Consider the following 20673-nt stretch of genomic DNA (forward strand, 5'->3'; position numbering starts at 1 on the left):
ATCGAACAATGTTGGATACTACGACGGAAAGGAGTAGGGAACCCTACTCCTTTCTTGTATGTAAAAGCCAGAAGGAGGGATGAGAGTGTCCAAAATAACAGAAGTCGTCGAAGCGATCGCGTTGCCGATCGTGGAGCGTGAGAACATGGAATTGGTCGATGTCGAATTCGTGAAAGAAGGGCCAGACTGGTTCTTGCGCGTCTATATCGACAAGCCGGGGGGCGTCGATTTAGATGATTGCGTCAACATCAACGAACAACTCTCGGAAAAACTAAACGATAGCGATCCGATCGAACAAGCCTATTATCTTGACGTCTCGAGTCCCGGTGCCGAACGACCGCTGAAGAAGCCGACCGACTTTGAACGCGCGATTGGAAAGAACGTCTATATCAAGACGTTTGCCCCGATTGAAGGTGCCAAAGAGTTCGAAGGGATTTTGACGGAATATGACGGCGAGACCGCCATCGTCGAGACACGCATCAAGACAAGAAAAAAAGCGATATCGCTACCGGTAGACAAAATTGCACAAGCCCGCCTAGCGGTCACGTTTAGTTAAGGAGAGGTAAAGATGGGGCCACAATTACTCACAACAATCGAACAGATTGCTAACGAAAAAGGAATCGAGAAGGAGATTATCATCGATGCACTTGAGCAGGCGCTCATTTCGGCATACCGCCGAAACGTCGCCAACCCGAATGAAAACGTAAAAGTTGAATTCGACCAAGTGACCGGTGATATTCGTGTCTTCGCACTTCTCGAAGTCGTTGAACGTCTCTCGCATCCCGAGCAACAATTGTCGCTCGAAGAAGCGCATGAGATTGACCCGAACTATGAGTTAGGGGACTTCCATAAAGAAGAAGTCACACCGAGCGACTTCGGTCGCGTCGCAGCGATGACAGCCAAACAAGTCGTCACGCAAAAGATGCGGGAAGCCGAGCGCGAGCGCATCTATAACCACTTCGTCGATAAAGAAGACGAGATCATGACGGGGATTGTGGAACGGTTCGACCCACGCAACTTGTATATCGGTCTTGAAAACAATATCGAAGCGGTGCTCACACCGAACGAGCAGATGCCAAATGAATCGTACCAGATTCATGACCGCATCAAGGTGTATGTCACAAAAGTCGATTCGACGACGAAAGGGTCTGGCGCAGCCATTCAAGTCTCGCGGACGCATCCAGGTCTGTTGCGTCGTCTGTTCGAGCTCGAAGTGCCAGAAATCGCGAGCGGAACGGTCGACGTCATGTCGGTCTCACGCGAAGCGGGTGATCGCTCGAAGATTGCTGTTCATTCAGACATCGTCGATCCAGTCGGCGCTTGTGTCGGTCCGAAAGGGCAACGTGTCCAAACAATCGTCGATGAGCTCAACGGTGAGAAAATCGATATCGTACGTTGGTCGAACGACCCGAAAGAGTTCGTGAAAAACGCACTCAGCCCGGCTCAAGTCGTTGACGTGTACGTCAATGAACCGAATAAATCGACGACGGTCGTCGTGCCAGACTATCAATTGTCACTCGCCATCGGGAAACGCGGTCAAAACGCCCGTCTTGCCGCTAAGTTGACGGGATGGAAAATTGATATCAAGAGCGAGACCGATGCAGAAGGCATGGACTTGTATGATACGTACGCCGAAAAAGTTGAACCGGAGCCAGAAATTGTTCACAATGAAGTTGAACAGACTGACTCGGTTGACGTCGCCCTCGAGCCGACAACGGTGAAAGAAGAGGAATGACCATGAAGCAAAAGAAACTTCCTTTGCGCAAATGTGTGGTCACGCAAGAAATGTTACCGAAACAAGCGTTGATTCGTGTCGTTCGGACGCCGGAAGGTGACGTCGTCATCGATACGTCCGGTAAATTGAACGGACGTGGTGCGTATTTGTCGAAAGATGCGGATGTGATTCGTTTAGCAGAGAAAAAACGGACACTCGATCATCATTTAAAAGTCAAGACGAGTGACGCGCTTTATGAGCAGCTGCTTCAAGCTGTCACAGGAGCTGAATCATGAGTCAGTGGGAATCATTGTTAGGCCTTGCCGCACGTGCGAGGAAAGTAACGATGGGAGAAGAGTTTGTGTTGAAGGATGTGCGAGCTGGCCGAGCCAAGCTTGTCATCCTTGCCGGAGATGCAGGAGCGTCTACGAGAAAACGGGTTACCGACAAGTGTACATCGTATGGTGTTCCATTGATTGAAGTGAGCGACCGATATACGATCGGGGCTGCTTTAGGTAAAGACATGCGAGTCGTCGTGTCTGTGACAGAATCCGGATTTGCGAACAAGCTTAAGCAACTTCTCTCTTAACTATTAACGGAGGTGGATGCTTTGGGAAAACGCGTCTATGAATTTGCAAAAGAACAGAATGTAACAAGTAAACAAGTCATTACTCAGCTCGAGAAAATGAACAAGCCAGTAAAAAACCACATGGCTGTCTTAGATGAGGAGTCGGTCAAGCAACTCGACCGTGTCTTCAATCCTGAGAAATACCGTTCGGCTGACAAGCAAGAAAAGCCAGCTGCAACGAAACCAGCTGAAACGAAGTCTGCCGAGTCAAAACCGGCTGACGCGAAACCTGCTGCCAAGCAAGAAGCACCGAAAGCACGCCCACAAGCGTCTGGCGGTCAAAGCAACCAAGCGGGCAACCGTGGTGGCAACCGTTTCGGCAACAACCGCAATGACAACCGCAACAAAAAGCGCGGTGGTAAATTCAAAGGCAAGCCTGCAAAAGCAGCCGTGCCATTAGAAGCGGATCCAAATTCGAAAACGAGTCAGCGTAAAGCAGCTCGTTTAGCGCAAGAGTCTGAAATGGGCAACGTCATCAAGTACGATGATGTACTCAGCGTATCGGACCTCGCTGCGAAGATGGATAAAAAGCCAAACGAGATCATCATGAAGTTGATGGGTCTTGGTGTCATGGCGACAATCAACCAAACACTTGATGACGAGACGATTGAGTTGCTTGCAACTGAATTCGGTTATGAAGTTGAGAAAGAAGTACTCATCGACGAGACGGACTTTGAAGAAGTAGAAATCGACTTCTCTCCGTATGAGCTTGTGGAGCGTCCAGCTGTCGTGACGATCATGGGTCACGTCGACCACGGTAAGACAACACTCCTTGACTCGATCCGCAACACGAAAGTCGTTGCTGGTGAAGCCGGCGGAATCACGCAGCACATCGGTGCTTATCAAGTTGAAGTCAACGGTAAAAAGATCACGTTCCTCGACACACCAGGTCACGCCGCCTTTACGACGATGCGTGCCCGCGGAGCCGAAGTGACGGATATCGCGATTATCGTTGTCGCAGCGGATGACGGCGTCATGCCACAGACAGAAGAAGCCATCTCACATGCGAAAGCGGCTAACGTGCCGATTATCGTCGCTGTGAACAAAATGGATAAAGAAGGCGCAAACCCTGACCGCGTCAAACAAGAATTGACAGAGTTCGGTCTTGTACCGGAAGAGTGGGGCGGCGAAACAATTTTCGTACCGATTTCAGCTTTGAAAGACGAAGGAATCGATGAGTTGCTCGAGATGATCTTGCTCGTTTCTGAAGTCGAAGAGTACAAGTCGACGCCTAAAATGCCAGCTCGCGGTTCGGTCATAGAAGCGAAGCTCGACAAAGGTCGCGGTCCTGTCGCCACGCTTCTCGTTCAACACGGGACACTCCGAATTGGTGACTCAATCGTCGTCGGTAGCACGTTTGGACGCGTCCGGGCCATGGTCAACGATATCGGTCGTCGTGTGAAAGAAGTTGGTCCATCGACACCAATCGAAATTACAGGATTGAACGATGTCCCACAAGCGGGTGACCAGTTCATCGTGTTTGAAGATGAGAAGAAAGCACGTGCAATCGGAGAAAAACGTTACCAACGTTACCTCGAATCACAGCGTCGCGAATCGGCTAAAGTTAGTCTTGATGACTTGTTCAGTCGCATTCAAGAAGGCGAAGTCAAAGATTTGAACGTCATCATCAAAGCAGACGTTCAAGGTTCGGCTGAAGCACTCGCTGGTTCACTCCGTAAAATCGACGTCGCAGGCGTTAAAATCAACATCGTCCACCAAGGTGTCGGTGCCATCACAGAAGGTGACGTCATTCTCGCTTCGGCGGCAAATGCGATCATCATCGGATTCAACGTTCGCCCAGATGGTAACGCCCGGTCGATGGCCGAGCAAGAGCATGTTGAAATGCGTCTGCACCGCATCATCTATAACGCAATCGATGAAATCGAAAGCGCGATGAAAGGGATGCTCGACCCTGAGTTCGTTGAAGAAATCACAGGACAAGTTGAAGTCCGTGACGTCTTTAAAGTCTCGAAAGTCGGTACGATTGCCGGCTGTTACGTCACAGAAGGTAAAATCTCACGCGACGCCGGCGTCCGCATCATCCGTAACGGGATTGTTGTGTACGAAGGAAAACTCGATACGCTTCGCCGTTTCAAAGACGACGTCAAAGAAGTCGCGACAGGTTACGAGTGTGGGATTAAAGTAGAGAAGTTCGACGACATCAAAGTGGAGGACGTTATTGAAGCGTTCATCATGAAAGAAGTCGAACGTAAATAAAGCGAGGAGGGAACACGTATGAACATTCGTGCCCAACGCGTCGCAGAGCAGATGCGTAAAGAGATTACAGATATCTTGCTCCGTGAAGTCAACGACCCACGTACGAAGAACGCTACAATCACGAGCGTTGATGTGACGGGAGACTTGCAGCAAGCGACAGCCTACTACACGGTGCTCGGAGACGACGCCACGGTGAAGGCTGAAACGCAAGCTGGTCTTGATAAGGCGAGCGCATTTATTCGCCGCGAGATCGGGAGCCGCATCCGTCTTCGGAAAACGCCAGAATTGTCGTTCGAATACGATTCATCGGTCGCATATGGTAGCCATATCGATTCATTGATTCGTGACTTAAATCGGAACGACCAATAAATTGAAGGGGGGACTCGCGTCTCCCCTTTTTTGATGGGAGGAATTCAGATGGAACCAACTGGCGTATTGATTTTAGATAAAGAGAGCGGCATGACGAGCCACGACTGTGTGTTCAAGCTCCGTAAATTGTTCCAAACGAAAAAAGTCGGACATACCGGCACGCTGGACCCGGAAGTGACCGGTGTCCTACCGATTTGCCTCGGACGGGCGACAAAGCTGTCTCGTTTTCTGACCGATGAAGGCAAACGGTACGCCGCCGAGATTACAATCGGAACAGCGACGATGACGGAGGACGCCCATGGCGAGGTGGTCGAGACGCGTGAAGTCGGTCCCGAGGTGTTCACCGCTGCGGACATCGATCGTGTCCTTGAGAAGCTGACAGGAAAAATCGAGCAAATCCCGCCTTACTTCTCTGCTGTCAAAGTGAACGGTAAGAAATTGTACGAATACGCCCGAAAAGGTCAGACGGTGGACCGACCGCGCCGCATCGTCGAGATTCATCGCCTCGTCCGGACGAATGAGCCGGTCATCGAAGACGGTGTCTGCCGTTTCCGTGTCGACGTCGAGTGTGGCAAAGGGACGTTCATCCGGACGCTCGCCGTTCAAATCGGGGAGCAGCTCGGCTATCCGGCCCATATGAGCGACTTACGGCGGACCCGGTCTGGTTCGTTTGAGGAAACGGCCGCCGTCACGTTGCAGCAACTGGCCGACCTCGAAACGGTCGAGGAACGAATGAACCACCTCATCCCGCTCGAAGAGGTCATCAAACGTTGGCCGGCCATGACGATTCCAGCCAATCGAGAACGGTATATTCGAAACGGAGGTCGTTTGAACGACGTCTCGCTCGAATTTGAACTGTTTACTGTCTATAATGAAGAAGGAATTCCACTTGCCCTCTATCGACGGCTTGACGGAACAACAGACGCAACTGTCGAGGTCATGTTGACTATCGACTAAAGGGGAGATTGAAGTATGGAAACGATCCATCTGACGTATCCTGAGACACCAGACCTGGTCCCTTCGGTCATGGTGCTCGGATTTTTTGACGGCGTCCACACCGGACATCAGGCCGTGATTCGGCATGCGCAGGCGCAAGCAAAACAGCTTGACGTGCCCGTGACCGTCATCACGTTCGACCCGCACCCGAAACAAGTGTTATCGAACAAACCGGATGCGGTCCGTTACATCACACCGCTCCAGCGGAAATTGAACCGGATTGCCGCACTCGGTGTCGAACGGTGCATCGTCATCACGTTCACGAAAGAGTTGGCGAGCCTGTCGCCACAACAGTTCGTGGATGACTATTTGATTGGTGCCGGTGCGGTCCATGTGACGGCAGGTTTTGACTACTCGTACGGTAAATTCGGCGAGGGGACGATGGAAACGCTGCCGTATCATGCGCGCGGTCGCTTCACGACCTCGGTCGTCGCCGAACAGACGAGCGGCGGCGAAAAAGTGTCGTCGACGCGGATTCGTCAGTTGCTCGGTGCCGGTGATGTCGATGTGGCGAGCGAATTGCTCGGTACGCCGTACGTTATCTGCGGGGAAGTCATCCACGGTGACGCCCGAGGCCGGACGATCGGCTACCCGACGGCGAACGTCGTCATGGACGCATCGTATGTCATGCCGCGTCTAGGCGTCTACGCGACGCGTGTACGGCTTCAGGACGGTCGGACGTTCGACGCGATGACGAACGTCGGTCGGCGGCCGACGTTCTATGCGACCGGTGACGTCTCAATCGAGAGCCACTTGTTCGACTTCTCGGAAGATTTATACGGACAATTGATCGAAATCGAATGGATGCACTATTTACGGGACGAGCGGGCGTTCGACGGACTCGACTCGCTCATCGCCCAACTCAAGCAAGATGAGACGGCCGCTCGGGCAATCCTGTCTTGACTTTGGATGGGTGGTACGGTATCCTATTTTGGTACGCAAAGTACACCGCTTCGCTTGGCTGATCGATTCACCAACGTCGGCTCGGCAACGCGGCAATTTTCTATTAAATGGAGGTGGAGAGGCAATGGCACTCTCAAAAGAACGTAAGAACGAAATCATCGCGGAATACGCGACAAAACAAGGTGACACTGGTTCACCGGAAGTTCAAGTTGCAGTATTGACTGAACAAATCAACACTTTAAACGATCATCTTCGTACACACAAGAAAGACCACCACTCACGTCGCGGTCTTTTGAAAATGGTTGGACGTCGCCGTAACTTGCTTACGTACCTTCGTAACAAGGACGTTACACGTTACCGTGAATTGATTCAACGCCTTGGTCTCCGTCGTTAATCCGAACGGACCATGTGACGGGCTGGGACACTTGTTCCTAGTCCGTTTCTTCTTTTTTAGGAGGAAAATCATTAGACATTCATATGAATGAGTTACATAATAAACTAGATAAGGTTTGAGAGGAGAATGTTCATGTTAGGTACGAAACAAGTATTTTCTACAGAATGGGGCGGGCGTCCGCTGTCTGTAGAAGTCGGGCAACTTGCGAAACAAGCAAACGGCTCGGCACTCGTCCGTTATGGGGACACGGTCGTGCTCGCCACGGTCACAGCATCGAAAGCGCCGAAGGATTTAGATTTCTTCCCGCTCACGGTCAACTATGAAGAAAAATTATACTCGGTCGGTAAAATTCCAGGAGGTTTCCTCCGTCGGGAAGGTCGTCCTGGGGAGAACGCGATTTTGACATCGCGCCTCATCGACCGTCCGATCCGTCCGCTTTTCCCGGATGGCTTCCGTCATGATATCCAAGTGATGATTTACGTCATGTCGAACGACCCGGACTGCCCAGCTGAGATGGCCGGTATGCTCGGAACGTCAATCGCACTCTCGATTTCAGACATCCCGTTCGATGGCCCGATCGCCGGTGCGACAGTCGGACGCGTCAACGGTGAGTTCGTCGTCAACCCGACGACGGCTCAGCTCGAACAGACAGACCTCGAACTCCAAGTCGCCGGAACGGCAACTGCAATCAACATGGTTGAAGCAGGCGCCAACGAAGTACCGGAAGACGTCATGCTCGAGTCAATCTTGTTCGGTCATGAAGAAATCAAGAAATTGGTCGCTTTCCAAACGGAAATCGTCGAAGCTGTCGGGAAACCGAAGTTCGAATACACGGTGTCGAAATTTGATGACGCCTTGACGGCTGAGCTCGAAGCAGCTCGTCCAGAAATCAACGCTGCGGTTCAAGTCGAAGAGAAGCATGCGCGTGATGCAGCAATCAACGAAGTGATTGCCAAGTACGTCGCCATCTACGAAGAGCGCCTCGTCGACGAGCCGGCCAAGTTGAAAGAAGTGTCTGGCATCTTGAACAAATTTGTCAAAGATGAAGTTCGCCGTCTCATCACGGTCGATAAAGTTCGTCCGGACGGTCGTCGCCCGGAAGTCATCCGTCCACTTGCGTCGGAAACGGGCTTATTGCCACGCGCCCACGGCGTTGGATTGTTCACACGTGGACAAACACAAGTCATGTCGGTGGCGACACTCGGCGTCATCGGAGATGCTCAAATCATCGACGGCATCGGTCTCGAAGAGAACAAGCGCTTCATGCACCATTACAACTTCCCGCCGTTCTCGGTCGGAGAAGCTCGTCCGGTGCGTGCGCCAGGTCGTCGTGAAATTGGTCACGGTGCTCTCGGAGAACGTGCGTTGCTCCCGGTCATCCCGAAAGAAGCCGACTTCCCGTACACGATTCGTCTCGTCTCGGAAGTACTCGAGTCGAACGGTTCAAGTTCACAGGCGTCAATCTGTGGCTCGACACTCGCTCTCATGGATGCAGGGGTTCCAATCAAGGCACCGGTTGCCGGGATTGCGATGGGTCTCATCATGGAAGGCGAACATTACACGGTTCTCACGGACATCCAAGGACTCGAAGATCACCTCGGTGACATGGACTTCAAAGTCGCTGGAACGAAAGACGGGATCACGGCGCTCCAAATGGATATCAAAATCGCCGGAATCACGCGTGAGATTTTGGAAGAGGCACTCGAACAAGCACGTTCAGGCCGTCTCCACATCTTGAATCATATGCTTGAGACGCTCGACGCACCGCGTCCGCAGTTGTCGAAGTATGCACCGAAAATCGTGACGATGACGATCAATCCGGATAAGATCCGCGATGTGATTGGACCGGGCGGGAAGATGATTAACAGCATCATCGACCAAACGGGCGTCAAAATCGATATCGAGCAAGACGGAACGGTCTTCATCGCGTCGACCGATCAAGATGGCATCGATATGGCGATGGCCCTCATCGGCGACATCGTCCGTGAAGTCGTCGTCGGCGAAGAGTTCGATGCAACGGTCCGCCGCATCGAGAAGTTCGGCGCGTTCGTCGAATTGTTCAAAGGGAAAGACGCGCTCGTCCACGTCTCTGAGTTCAGCTTAGAGCGTGTCGCGAACGTGGAAGACGTCGTTAAACTCGGCGATACAATCAAAGTCCGTGTGACGGAGATTGACGACAAAGGCCGAGTCAATGCCTCACACAAAGTACTCATCCTTGAAGGATTATCACCGGAAGAACGTGAAGCATACGAAGCAAAACGTAAAGCGCAGCGCGAAAGCCGTCCACCACGTGACAGCCGTCCGCCGCGTCGTGACGGAGACCGTCGTCCGCCACGCTCGACAAACTAATCATGATGGCCATCGTCTGGTGCGATGGCCTTTTTCATAGGAGTGATAACATGGAATGGATCACATTAGACAACGGCGTCCGCATCGTGATTGAGCCGATGGCGGATGTCCGTAGCACGTCGACCGGTGTCTTTATCAAAGCCGGAACTCGGACCGAAGACATGACCGAGATCGGCATCAGCCATTTGATTGAACATATGTTATTTAAAGGGACGAAGACGCGAACGGCAAAAGAAATCGCGTCGTTCTTCGATGAGCTCGGGGGTAGCGTCAACGCGTTCACGTCGAAAGATCATACGTGCTATTACGTGAAGACGCTTGACGAGCACGCGGTCATCGCGTTCGATGCGCTCGCCGACATGCTGTTCGATTCGTTATTTGATGAGACGGAGCTCGAGAAAGAGAAGCGGGTCGTCTTAGAAGAAATTAAAATGTATGAGGACACACCGGAAGACCTCGTCCACGAGCTGCTCGCGAAAGCCGTCTATAAGGACGACATCCTTGCCGAACCGATTCTCGGGACGGAAGCGAGCGTCCTCAGCCTATCGCGGGACCAACTGCTCCGTTACGTCGCTTCGACGTACACGGGCAATCGTGTCGTCGTTTCAATCGCCGGGCATGTGACCGATGAATTGATTGAGGCGGTCAAGACAAGGTTTGCCGACCTCCCATCAGGGGAATCTCCGAAAGAATCGACGACTCCGATTTTATACAGTGACGTGATGAAAAAACAGAAAGAGACAGAGCAAGCACACCTCTGTTGGAACTTTGAGGCGATTGCCGCCAAAGATGACCGTCTGCCGCATTTGGCCTTGATGAACAATGCCATCGGGGCCACGATGTCATCACGTCTTTTTCAGTCGATTCGAGAAGAAGAGGGGCTGGCATACTCGATTTACTCGTACTACACGACGTTCGATGACCACGGGACGTTCACCATCTATATCGGGACATCTCCGGATACGCTCGCCCAAGTCGAGACGATTATGACGCGCGAACTCGAGACGTTGATTGCGGACGGATTGTCCGACGAGGAAGTCGAGAAAGGCAAGCGCCAATTGAAAGGCTCGCTCGTCCTCGGGAATGAGAGTACGAGTGCCCGCATGAACCGAAACGGTCGAAACCTCGTCCTGCTCGACGATGTCGAGGACTTGAATGAGGTGCTCGATAAAATCGATCGCATCGATGTGCATGGTGTCAACGCCTTAATCAGAGAGGTGCTCAGCCACGCCCCTGCCAAATCTTATGTCCTTCCGTCCGAAGACTGACTTGAAACCGAATTGTAAGTTCTCTACACTGATTAAGAGGTATTCTTTACTTTGGACAGGAACAGGTGAAAGAAGGGAAAGACTTGAACTTAACGGATTTAGCTAAACACATTCAATTGATTAATCAACCAAACTTACAAGCCATCCCAGTGACCCATGTGACGACCGACTCGAGAGAAGTCGTCCCTGGGACGCTGTTCGTCGCCATCAAAGGCTATACGGTCGACGGCCATGACTATGCCGAATTGGCGGTCAGCAAAGGGGCCGTAGCCGTCGTCAGCGAGCGTCCGCTCTCGTTAAGCGTACCGAACTTAATCGTGCGCGACAGCACACGATCGGTCGGCCTCTTAGCGTCGGCGTTCTATCAGTATCCGTCTGAACAGATGCGTCTGTTCGGGATCACGGGGACGAACGGCAAGACGACGACAACGACGATTTTGCGCGACGTCCTCACCGAGCTCGGTCATAGCACCGGATTGATCGGCACGGTCGAGGTCCGCATTAACGATACGATCGTCCCAAGTAAAAATACGACACCGCAAAGCTCGGAGCTACAACAGTTGCTCGCCCGGATGCACGCAGAAGGCGTGACCGATGTGATGATGGAAGTGTCATCGCACGGACTCGAACTCGGCCGTGTCATCGGGACGGACTTTGATATCGTCGGATTCACGAACTTGACGCACGACCATCTCGATTTCCACGGTACGTTCGAGAACTATGCGCGAGCGAAAGGCCTACTGTTCGCACAGCTCGGACAGATGGCGTCACGTCACAAGGTCGCCGTACTGAACGCAGACGACCCGTACAGCAAGCTGTATGAGACGATGACAGGGGCGCGAGTAATTACTTATGCGATTGACGCGATGGCAGACGTGACGGCATCAGATATCGTTCAGACGCTGTCAGAGACGAGCTTTTGCCTCAACTATCAAGGCGAACGCCATCCGTTGACGGTTCAATTCATCGGCCGCTTCAACGTGTATAACATCTTGCTCGCGACAGGTTGCCTGCTCGCGGCAGGCTATCGCTTGCCCGAAATCGTCCAGGCGCTCGAAGCGATCCATCCGGCCAAAGGGCGGATGCAACGCCTCGATGTGCCGGGCTATAACGTCTATGCGGATTACGCCCACACGCCCGACGGCATCGAGCAATGCTTGAAGTCGCTCGTCGGCGTGCCGAAAGAGAAGATTGTATTCTTAATCGGGACAGGCGGAAATCGTGACGTTACGAAGCGACCGACGATGGGAGAGATGGCCTCGAAGTATGCGGGAACGGTCGTCATCACGACGGACGATCCACGCTTTGAAGCCTACGACTCAATCACGAGCGGCATCGCTGCCGGGATGACCCACGACAATTTCGTTGAGATCGGGGACCGCGAAGAGGCGGTCCGCTACGCGGCCAAATTGGCCGAGTCCGATAACATCGTCGTCCTGGCCGGCAAAGGACATGAGAAATATCAAATCATTGGCAATGAGAAAATTCCGCTAGATGAAGAAGCGATCGTCCGAGCGACAATTTTGAAGACGGAGGAATCATGATTTATGGCAGTACAACCGATCACCTTGACAGAAAAAGAGCATGACGAGTTCGTCAAAACACATGACCGTGGGGATTTGCTTCAACTCTCAAGTTGGGCCAACGTCAAACGACAAAACGGCTGGTTCGCCGAGCGGATCGCCGTCGCGACCGGTGATGTGACGAGCGGGGTCGCATTACTCTTGTTCAAACGCGTACCTAAACTCCCGTTCACGCTTTGCTACGCGCCACGCGGTTTCGTCGTCGACTATGACGATGTGGCTTCGTTGACCGCGTTGACCGAAGAAGCGAAACGGGTCGCCAAAGCGAATAAAGCAATCACCGTGAAAATCGATCCAAATATCGACCGAGACGAAGTGCCAGGCCTGTTGACGGAAATGGCTAGCCTCGGTTTTAGCCATAAAGGATACGGCGGCGGGTTCGATTACGCCCAGCCGCGGTTCACGATGGAGACGGACTTGCGTCCGAGCGAGAAAGAGATTTTTGGCAAGTTCCATCATAAGTTCCGCTATAACGTGCGTTTGGCAGAACGAAAAGGAATCGTCTGCACGGAAGTCGGTCGCGATGGTCTCCAGACGTTCGCGGAGTTGATGAAAGTGACAGGCGAGCGGGACGGCTTTGCCATCCGCGGCCTTGATTACTTCGAGAACTTATACGATTGCCTGCAGCCAGGGGACGCGCGTCTGTTCTTGACGAAACTCGAACCGAAGCTCGCGCTCGACCAACAGATGGCCACGCTCGAAAAAGCCGAACGTGACCTCGGCAAGATTGAACGTTCCCTCGAGACGGAGACGGTCGAGAAGAAACGGACAAGTCTGTTGAACCGTCAAAAGCAGACGGGCGAACAGATTGAAAAGATTAAAGCTGCGTTGCCGGAACTGAACGAGTTGCACGACAAGTACCCGAACGGGCTCGTCTTATCGGGCGGTCTGTTGACGTTAGCCGGCCGACGCTCGTATTACTTGTACGGTGCGTCTTCGAACGAGTTCCGTGACTTCATGCCGAACCACCTCATGCAATGGACGATGATGCAAGCGGCCAAGGCGAGCGGGGCCGAACGCTATGATTTCGGTGGCGTATCGGGCAGAACCGACGCCGATGATGAGTATGCGGGTCTGTATGCGTTCAAATCAGGTTGGGGTAGCGATATGATCGAGAAGGTTGGCGAGTTCGATCTCGTCTTGAATCGTCCGCTCTATTTCGCCCTTGAAACAGGATTACCGCTCGTCAAAGGACTCCGTAAACGGTTGCGCCGATGAAATGGACCGGCGTCTTGACGTTCGCGATGACGGCTTTTTTAGTCGGAATCTTTTTAGCGTATACGTTGTCACGTCCGGGGCCGATGCCATGGGTCGATGAACCGACGTTCGAGTCGGGGATGTGTGAGCGCAACTCGCGCTCGGAAGCGGTCATCGTCGAGCGTAGCGAGAAGGCGTTCGCCAAACTGCATCCGCACGTACGGGAGCGGAGTGAATCGTTCGTGCGGCTAGCCTATTCGTGCCTCGGTCTCGAGGTTCGCCTGACGTCAGGATACCGTTCAGCCGATGAGCAGAACGCCCTGTACGCCCAAGGTCGCTCGAAACCAGGTCAAGTCGTGACGAACGCCAAAGCAGGTGAGAGCTACCATAACTATGGCCTTGCCGTCGACTTCGTCATCATTCACAACAACCGCGCCGACTATGATTTGGAGTCGGACCACAATCGGTCGGATGAACCGGATTGGCAAGAACTAGGGGAGCTCGGCAAGGCGCTCGGCTTCGAATGGGGCGGGGATTGGAGAAGTTTTCCGGATTACCCACACTTACAAATGGACTTCGGTTTGTCGATTCGTCAGCTCGCTTCCGGGAAACGTCCGGATGACAAAGCGACGATGCCGCTTGCCGATGTGATGAAACCTCTCGTCGATTGAACGGAAATGTTGGCATATCAGCAGTTTTCCGATACAATATTCAGTAGCGATAAGTGGACGAAACAGAATATGCAACATCTAGGAGGTTTTTGTTAGTGTCAAAGAAGAAGACAGAGAACGTTAGCGTCTTTGCGCTTGGAGGCGTAGGCGAAATCGGGAAGAACATGTACGTCGTGGAACTAGACGACGACATCTTCGTCATCGATGCCGGCCTTATGTTCCCAGGCGATGAGATGCTCGGGATTGATATCGTCATCCCGGACATTACGTATTTGAAAGAAAATAAAGATCGGGTACGCGCGATTTTCATCACACACGGTCACGAAGACCATATCGGTGGACTCAGCTACGTACTCCGTGATTTGAAACACGTTCCCGTATATGGGACGAAATTGACGCTCGGTTTAATCGAGCTCAAATTGAAAGAGGCTGGCTTATTGAAAGAAGTCGACCTCCGATTGATTGACGCCAAAACGAAATTGACTATCGCTGATCATTTCATCACTTTCTTCCGCGTCAACCACTCGATCCCGGATTGTGTCGGGGTCTGTATCCAAACGTCACAAGGCGCCATCGTTCACACGGGCGACTTCAAGTTTGACTACACACCGGTCGATGGGAAACAGTCAGACTTCAACAAGTTGGCGGCCATTGGCCAACGGGGCGTCCTTTGCCTCTTGTCGGATTCGACGAACGCGGAACGTCCGGGTCAAACCGGTTCGGAATCGCTCGTCGGCGCCGAGTTGAACGACGTCATCTATCAAGCCGAAGGCCGCGTCATCGTCGCGTCATTCGCCTCGAACGTGCACCGTCTGCAACAAGTGTTCGCGGCAGCCGAAGCGAACGACCGTAAAGTGGCCGTCGTCGGCCGCAGCATGGTCAATATCGTCGAAGTGGCCCAGAAGCTGAACTACTTGCGCTTCAAGCCGAAGACACTCGTCGAGCTTTCACAAGTGAATCGCTTGCCTGACAACAAAGTCGTCATCTTGACGACTGGTTCGCAAGGTGAGCCGATGGCGGCCTTGACGCGCATGGCGCGCAACGCCCATAAACAAGTGAACATCCGCCTGAACGATACGGTCGTCATCGCGGCGACGCCGATTCCGGGGAACGAGAAGTCCGTCTCGAAGACGATTGACCTGCTCTTCCGCTCAGGCGCCAACGTCATTTATAACCAACGCAAAGTACACGTCTCTGGACACGGTTCGGCCGAAGAGCTCAAGCTCATGTTGAACCTCGTCAAACCGAAGTACTTCCTCCCGATTCACGGGGAGTACCGGATGCAGATGGCCCACTCGAAACTCGCCGAGCAAGTCGGTGTGAAGTCGAACAACATCTTCATCGTTGAAAAAGGAGATGTCGTTGAGTTCACGGGCCGCAAAGCCCGGATGAGCCGCAAAGTGCCGGCTGGAAACGTCTTAATCGATGGAATCGGTGTCGGGGACGTCGGGAATATCGTGCTCCGTGACCGTCGTCTCTTGTCGCAAGACGGTGTCGTTCTCTGTGTCGTCACGTTGAACCGGAAACAGAAGAAATTGATTTCAGGACCTGAACTCATCTCGCGTGGATTCGTCTATATGCGTGAATCGGAAGAGATGATTTCAGAAGCGAACCGCATCGTCACGAAACAGATTGAGAAGAGTCTCCAAGCTGGAAGTGATTGGACCGAGTTGAAATCAAATATCCGCGAACGGCTCAGCGTCTATTTGTACGAGCAGACGAAACGTCGTCCGATGATCTTGCCGATCATCATGGAGATTTAAAGAATTGAGATTAAGGCAAAAGTCATCAGACTTTTGCCTTGTTTTTTTAGGAGGAATCTAAGGTGGCACAAAAAACGAGAAAAACTCCGGTGAAGCGGAAGCGACCGACGACGAGACGTGCGAAAAAACAGCCCATCCCACTGCGTACATATGGCTGGATCGCCTTCGTCCTGTCGATTACGGCCTTCATCTTTTCCCTGTTCGATTTCGGATGGGTCGGCAATCAGACGTCGCTTCTCGCGACGACGTTGTTCGGGGGCTGGGGGGCACTGACGTATTTGGCAATCGCGTTCACGTTGCTCGTCTTCTTAAATGAGTTTCGTCCGATGCAACGGACCGGGATTCTATTGTTGTTCACGTCGTTTCTCATGTTCGGGGACTTGGTATGGGGGGCCGAACGAGGCGAGGTCAACGGGGCGCTCTATCGACTCAATCAATACTTGCTCTCTGACTTCGGGATTGTCTTTTTAGGCGCCCTCTGCATGATTGTCGGGATTTCCCTATTGTCGCCAACGATTTGGCGGACGATGGGTTCGCGGCTGCTTGAGACGGGCACGGCCATCAAACAAGAGTGGCACGACCGGGAACGGGTCAAACCGGCCCCTGTGAAGCGTCAGAAGGCTGTCCCGGCCCCGGCAAAGGTCGTGGAACCGACACCTGCCGAAGCGGAGCCTGAGGCGGATGCGGTGACGATGCACGATATCCCGATCGTCGGGTTCAGCGAGAAAGTCGTCGCCGAGAAACGTCCGAAAACGGAGGAGGCGGCCCCGTCGGAAGAAGTGACCGACCTGCCGACCGAGGATATGATGATGACGGCGTCACAGGATGTATCGGATACGTATGAGCTTCCGACGTTCACCATTCTCAGTGAACCGGTCGTGACCGATTTGTCCGGCGAGAACGCCCGCTTGAAAGCGAATGCGACAAAACTCGTCCAAACGCTCAAATCGTTCGGCGTCGGCGTGAAAGTATTGAAGATTCATCTCGGGCCCACCGTGACGAAATATGAACTGCAACCGGATATCGGGGTCAAAGTGAGCCGCATCACCTCGCTCAGTGACGATCTTGCCCTCGCGCTCGCGGCGAAAGATATCCGCATCGAGGCACCGATCCCGGGCAAAGCAGCCATCGGGATTGAAGTGCCGAACCAGGAAGTGGCCCCGGTCTGTCTCCGTGAAGTGCTCGAAGCTGATCCGGTCAAGCGGGAACAGTCGCCGCTCCTCGTCGCATTGGGCCGCAGCATCAGCGGTGAGACGGTGACGATCGCCTTGAACAAGATGCCGCATTTGCTCGTCGCCGGTTCGACTGGTTCGGGGAAATCGGTCTGCATCAACGGAATGATCGTGTCGCTCTTGATGCGGACGCGTCCTGATGAGGTCCGGCTCATGATGATTGACCCGAAAATGGTCGAGTTGAACGTCTATAACGGTGTCCCACACTTATTGACGCCGGTCGTGACGGATCCGAAGAAAGCGGCCCAAGCGCTCAAACAAGTCGTCGCCGAGATGGAGCGGCGCTATGAGCTGTTCAGCCGCTACGGAGTCCGGAACATCGAAGGCTATAACGAACTCGTCGATAAGTCGGATGACGAGGACGCGAAGCGTCTGCCGTTCATCGTCGTCATCGTCGATGAGCTCGCCGACTTGATGATGGTCGCCTCGAACGACGTCGAGGACGCGATTATGCGTCTCGCCCAGATGGCTCGGGCAGCCGGCATTCATATGGTACTTGCCACGCAGCGTCCATCGGTCGATGTCATCACCGGTGTCATCAAAGCGAACATCCCGTCACGGATCGCGTTCGCGGTCTCGTCGCAAACGGATTCCCGGACGATTCTTGACGGCGGCGGTGCGGAAAAGCTGCTCGGACGGGGTGACATGCTCATGCTCGCCAACGGGATGAACAAACCGATTCGTGTCCAAGGTGCGTTCGTCTCGGATCAAGAAGTCGAGACGGTCGTCAATCACGTCATCGCCCAACAACGGGCCCAGTATGTCGAGGCGATGATGCCGAAAGAAGAGGAAGTCACGACGATCGACTCGGACGATTCATTGTTTGAAGAAGTCGTTCAATTCATCTTGACGCAAGAGACGACTTCCACTTCGATGATTCAACGAAGATTCCGCATCGGTTATAATCGAGCCGCCCGATTGATCGATTCGCTCGAACAGGCTGGATATGTCGGGCCGTCAGAAGGCTCAAAGCCGCGGAAAGTGCTCATTAACCAACCAGAGGGTTAAACATTAAAACGAACGATTAGGTATAAAAAATCCTAATCGTTCGTTTTTTATATAATTTCAGATAATCCTGTTCAAACGTGATGATCGAGGTCGACGTCATGTTGAGACGAACTAATATAGCACATCTGACCTATTCGAGACATTAAGACATACTACTAAAATCGTTGAACCGCTTTCATTTTTTAATACCGTTTACATTTTACGTTTTCTTTTCAAACGGCTTCACAACAGGTATTATAGACTAAGAGGTATACATAATCCCTTCACTTTAAAATATTTCCCTGATTCCGAACAAAAAGTATTGCGTTCTAATTCTCGAATCCCTATACTTAGTATTGGCAAGGACATTCATACGTCAGATGTCTGAGCACTGGTTAGAATAGGTAAAGGTGGTGAGGCCCATGTCGATCAAGCTCGATCATCGCTTGCTCTATCTTCGCGTGATTGAGAAAATCAAGCAAGATATCGACGATGGTGTCTATCGTGAAGGAGAGAAACTTCCTTCAGAGTTCGAGTTGTCGAAGCAACTAGGAGTCAGTCGAGCGACACTCCGGGAAGCCCTTCGTATCCTCGAAGACGAGAAATTTGTCGTGCGGAAACATGGCGTCGGAACATTTATCAGTTCAAAACCCCCGTTCACTTCAGGGATTGAAGAACTGTTCAGTGTCACGGACATGATCATGCGCGCCAAGATGACACCAGGAACGAAAGTATTGGTGGCCGAAAAGGTTCTAGCGACCGAGAGAGAAGCTGAGCGTCTGAAAATCGAACCGAACTCGCCGATTTATCGGATCGTGCGGATTCGTTATGCAGACGAGACACCAGTTGTATACTGTGTCGATAAAATTCCGGCCCACCTCGTCTCGAATCCTAAAGCGTTGACGGAAGGTAAGTCGTTGTTTGATGCGCTCGAACAAGAGGTAGGACGTCGGGTCGCTTATGCGATCACGCACATCGAACCGAGTGTGAACGCGGAAATCTCGACGCAACTTCAAACGGACCAACCGTTACTGGCATTAAAGCAATTGCATTACGATGAGAGCGACTTACCGCTGCTCGATTCGGCGAACTTTTTCCGAGCGGACCGCTTCGACTTCCACGTCGTTCGCAAACGCGTCTAAGCACGTTCGTTTTATCCGGAAACGGTTATTTTTGGGGAACAGCGTGAAAGCGCTTTCTTATACCGGTGTAAAGACTACTGATGACATGACAACCTTAATTGTTATGATCCGAAAGGGGAAACACGACGATGAACAAGAAAAAAACGATTCTCTCAGCTTTAGCAGCAGGTCTCACACTCTCAACAGTGCTCGCAGCATGTGGCGGGGATGACAATGAAGGTGCTTCAAACGGCGAAGGCGGCGGCGAAGGCAGCGACTTCAAAGTAGCAATGGTAACCGATACTGGCGGTGTCGATGATAAATCGTTCAACCAATCAGCTTGGGAAGGTCTTACGAAGTTCGGGAAAGACAACAACTTGACTGAGAACGAAGGCTTCAAATATCTTCAATCTTCAAAACAAGCGGATTATCAGCCTAACTTGCAACAATTGGCACGCGATAATTTCAACTTGATTTACGGAATCGGCTTCTTGATGGGCGAAGACATCCAAAAAGTTGCTGAGCAGTTCCCAGACAACAACTTCGCAATCGTCGACATGGTCGTTGATGCACCGAACGTCGCATCGATCACGTTCAAAGAGCAAGAAGGTTCGTTCCTCGTCGGTGTTGTCGCTGGTCTCACTACGAAAACTGACAAAGTTGGATTCGTCGGTGGCGTTGAGTCTGACTTGATCAAGAAGTTCGAGAACGGTTATAAAGCTGGCGTCATGGCCGTTAACCCGGATGCAACAATTGACGTGAAGTACGCTGAAGACTTCAACTCAGCTGAAAAAGGTACAGCAATCGCTTCAGGTATGTACGGAGCAGGTTCTGATATCGTGTATCACGCAGCAGGCGGTACTGGGGTAGGGGTATTCACAGAAGCGAAAAACCGTAAGAAGAACGGCGAAGATGTATGGGTCATCGGTGTTGACCGTGACCAATACGAAGAGGGTCTTCCAGAAAACGTAACGCTTACTTCAATGGTCAAACGTGTTGACACGGCTACTTACGAAGTATCGAAACTTGCAATGGAAGATAAATTCCCTGCAGGCGAAATCGTTGAGTTCTCTTTGAAAGACGATGGAGTAGGGATTGCTGAAACATCTGATGAGAACGTTGCAGCTGACGTCCTCACAAAAGTTGAAGAGTACCGCACACAGTTGATCGACGGAGACATCACGGCTCCAGCGACTGACGCTGAGTTCGAAGAGTTCATGAAAACAGTAAAATAATTCATTGAGTTAGGGGGGACCCATGCGGTCTCCCTTTACTTAAAGT

General features: G+C 52.3%; 18 protein-coding genes. All 18 read left to right on the forward strand.

Annotation, left to right across the window (positions count from 1 at the left end; translation table 11 throughout):
• Positions 1-85 precede the first annotated feature (85 nt).
• The 18 genes from rimP (at position 86) to KNP67_RS02760 (ending at position 20627) form a co-directional block, all read left to right on the forward strand.
• Positions 86-556 (forward strand): ribosome maturation factor RimP, encoded by a 471-nt coding sequence (gene rimP / locus KNP67_RS02675; protein WP_021067156.1) that lies wholly within the window; start codon positions 86-88, stop codon positions 554-556.
• A gap of 12 nt (positions 557-568) precedes the next feature.
• Positions 569-1735, forward strand: coding sequence for a transcription termination factor NusA (gene nusA, locus KNP67_RS02680; protein WP_114165576.1), 1167 nt, complete (start codon positions 569-571; stop codon positions 1733-1735).
• Entirely contained in the window at positions 1732-2010 is a 279-nt protein-coding gene (gene rnpM / locus KNP67_RS02685) for an RNase P modulator RnpM (RefSeq protein WP_165569410.1), read from the forward strand. The genes nusA and rnpM overlap by 4 nt, the downstream gene beginning before the upstream one ends.
• The gene (locus KNP67_RS02690) at positions 2007-2303 is read left to right on the forward strand and encodes a YlxQ family RNA-binding protein (protein ID WP_021067159.1); all 297 of its coding nucleotides are present in this window, start codon (positions 2007-2009) and stop codon (positions 2301-2303) included. The genes rnpM and KNP67_RS02690 overlap by 4 nt, the downstream gene beginning before the upstream one ends.
• Positions 2304-2324: 21 nt before the next feature.
• The gene (gene infB, locus KNP67_RS02695; protein ID WP_214755813.1) at positions 2325-4559 is read left to right on the forward strand and encodes a translation initiation factor IF-2; all 2235 of its coding nucleotides are present in this window, start codon (positions 2325-2327) and stop codon (positions 4557-4559) included.
• An 18-nt stretch (positions 4560-4577) separates the two neighbouring features.
• The gene (gene rbfA / locus KNP67_RS02700; protein WP_021067161.1) at positions 4578-4928 is read left to right on the forward strand and encodes a 30S ribosome-binding factor RbfA; all 351 of its coding nucleotides are present in this window, start codon (positions 4578-4580) and stop codon (positions 4926-4928) included.
• Between the two features lie 48 nt (positions 4929-4976).
• Positions 4977-5885 (forward strand): tRNA pseudouridine(55) synthase TruB, encoded by a 909-nt coding sequence (gene truB / locus KNP67_RS02705; protein WP_214755814.1) that lies wholly within the window; start codon positions 4977-4979, stop codon positions 5883-5885.
• A 15-nt stretch (positions 5886-5900) separates the two neighbouring features.
• Positions 5901-6827: a bifunctional riboflavin kinase/FAD synthetase gene (locus KNP67_RS02710; RefSeq protein WP_021067163.1), complete on the forward strand. Its 927-nt coding sequence runs from the start codon at positions 5901-5903 to the stop codon at positions 6825-6827.
• Positions 6828-6951: 124 nt separating this feature from the next.
• Positions 6952-7221, forward strand: a complete 270-nt coding sequence (rpsO, locus tag KNP67_RS02715; RefSeq protein WP_015881433.1) for a 30S ribosomal protein S15 — start codon at positions 6952-6954, stop codon at positions 7219-7221.
• Positions 7222-7353: 132 nt separating this feature from the next.
• Positions 7354-9570, forward strand: a complete 2217-nt coding sequence (pnp, locus tag KNP67_RS02720) for a polyribonucleotide nucleotidyltransferase (protein ID WP_021067164.1) — start codon at positions 7354-7356, stop codon at positions 9568-9570.
• 50 nt (positions 9571-9620) lie between these two features.
• A complete protein-coding gene (locus tag KNP67_RS02725; protein WP_029595681.1) occupies positions 9621-10838 on the forward strand; it encodes a M16 family metallopeptidase in 1218 nt (405 codons plus the stop codon).
• Positions 10839-10921: 83 nt separating this feature from the next.
• Positions 10922-12382, forward strand: coding sequence for a UDP-N-acetylmuramoyl-L-alanyl-D-glutamate--2,6-diaminopimelate ligase (locus tag KNP67_RS02730; protein ID WP_029595680.1), 1461 nt, complete (start codon positions 10922-10924; stop codon positions 12380-12382).
• 3 nt (positions 12383-12385) lie between these two features.
• Complete coding sequence (locus KNP67_RS02735) at positions 12386-13639, forward strand: lipid II:glycine glycyltransferase FemX (protein WP_214755815.1); 1254 nt, start codon at positions 12386-12388, stop codon at positions 13637-13639.
• A complete protein-coding gene (locus KNP67_RS02740) occupies positions 13636-14289 on the forward strand; it encodes a M15 family metallopeptidase (RefSeq protein ID WP_029595678.1) in 654 nt (217 codons plus the stop codon). The genes KNP67_RS02735 and KNP67_RS02740 overlap by 4 nt, the downstream gene beginning before the upstream one ends.
• A 95-nt stretch (positions 14290-14384) precedes the next feature.
• Complete coding sequence (locus KNP67_RS02745) at positions 14385-16052, forward strand: ribonuclease J (protein WP_021067169.1); 1668 nt, start codon at positions 14385-14387, stop codon at positions 16050-16052.
• Between the two features lie 62 nt (positions 16053-16114).
• Positions 16115-18292 (forward strand): DNA translocase FtsK, encoded by a 2178-nt coding sequence (locus KNP67_RS02750; RefSeq protein WP_214755817.1) that lies wholly within the window; start codon positions 16115-16117, stop codon positions 18290-18292.
• Between the two features lie 401 nt (positions 18293-18693).
• On the forward strand, positions 18694-19413 hold the full coding sequence (locus KNP67_RS02755; RefSeq protein WP_021067171.1) for a GntR family transcriptional regulator: 720 nt from the start codon (positions 18694-18696) through the stop codon (positions 19411-19413).
• Between the two features lie 128 nt (positions 19414-19541).
• Entirely contained in the window at positions 19542-20627 is a 1086-nt protein-coding gene (locus KNP67_RS02760) for a BMP family lipoprotein (protein WP_214755819.1), read from the forward strand.
• The last annotated feature ends 46 nt before the right edge of the window (positions 20628-20673 follow it).

Source organism: Exiguobacterium sp. s157 (genome assembly GCF_018618205.1).
Taxonomy (GTDB): domain Bacteria; phylum Bacillota; class Bacilli; order Exiguobacteriales; family Exiguobacteriaceae; genus Exiguobacterium; species Exiguobacterium chiriqhucha.

What these genes read in the sequence shown, in the direction of transcription:
- KNP67_RS02735 (WP_214755815.1), top strand. Translation starts at nt 12,386, where the DNA reads ATGGCAGTACAACCGATCACCTTGACAGAAAAAGAGCATGACGAGTTC.
- KNP67_RS02755 (WP_021067171.1), top strand. Translation starts at nt 18,694, where the DNA reads ATGTCGATCAAGCTCGATCATCGCTTGCTCTATCTTCGCGTGATTGAG.
- KNP67_RS02690 (WP_021067159.1), top strand. Translation starts at nt 2,007, where the DNA reads ATGAGTCAGTGGGAATCATTGTTAGGCCTTGCCGCACGTGCGAGGAAA.
- rnpM (WP_165569410.1), top strand. Translation starts at nt 1,732, where the DNA reads ATGACCATGAAGCAAAAGAAACTTCCTTTGCGCAAATGTGTGGTCACG.
- rpsO (WP_015881433.1), top strand. Translation starts at nt 6,952, where the DNA reads ATGGCACTCTCAAAAGAACGTAAGAACGAAATCATCGCGGAATACGCG.
- truB (WP_214755814.1), top strand. Translation starts at nt 4,977, where the DNA reads ATGGAACCAACTGGCGTATTGATTTTAGATAAAGAGAGCGGCATGACG.
- rbfA (WP_021067161.1), top strand. Translation starts at nt 4,578, where the DNA reads ATGAACATTCGTGCCCAACGCGTCGCAGAGCAGATGCGTAAAGAGATT.
- KNP67_RS02725 (WP_029595681.1), top strand. Translation starts at nt 9,621, where the DNA reads ATGGAATGGATCACATTAGACAACGGCGTCCGCATCGTGATTGAGCCG.
- pnp (WP_021067164.1), top strand. Translation starts at nt 7,354, where the DNA reads ATGTTAGGTACGAAACAAGTATTTTCTACAGAATGGGGCGGGCGTCCG.
- KNP67_RS02740 (WP_029595678.1), top strand. Translation starts at nt 13,636, where the DNA reads ATGAAATGGACCGGCGTCTTGACGTTCGCGATGACGGCTTTTTTAGTC.
- KNP67_RS02760 (WP_214755819.1), top strand. Translation starts at nt 19,542, where the DNA reads ATGAACAAGAAAAAAACGATTCTCTCAGCTTTAGCAGCAGGTCTCACA.
- nusA (WP_114165576.1), top strand. Translation starts at nt 569, where the DNA reads ATGGGGCCACAATTACTCACAACAATCGAACAGATTGCTAACGAAAAA.
- KNP67_RS02710 (WP_021067163.1), top strand. Translation starts at nt 5,901, where the DNA reads ATGGAAACGATCCATCTGACGTATCCTGAGACACCAGACCTGGTCCCT.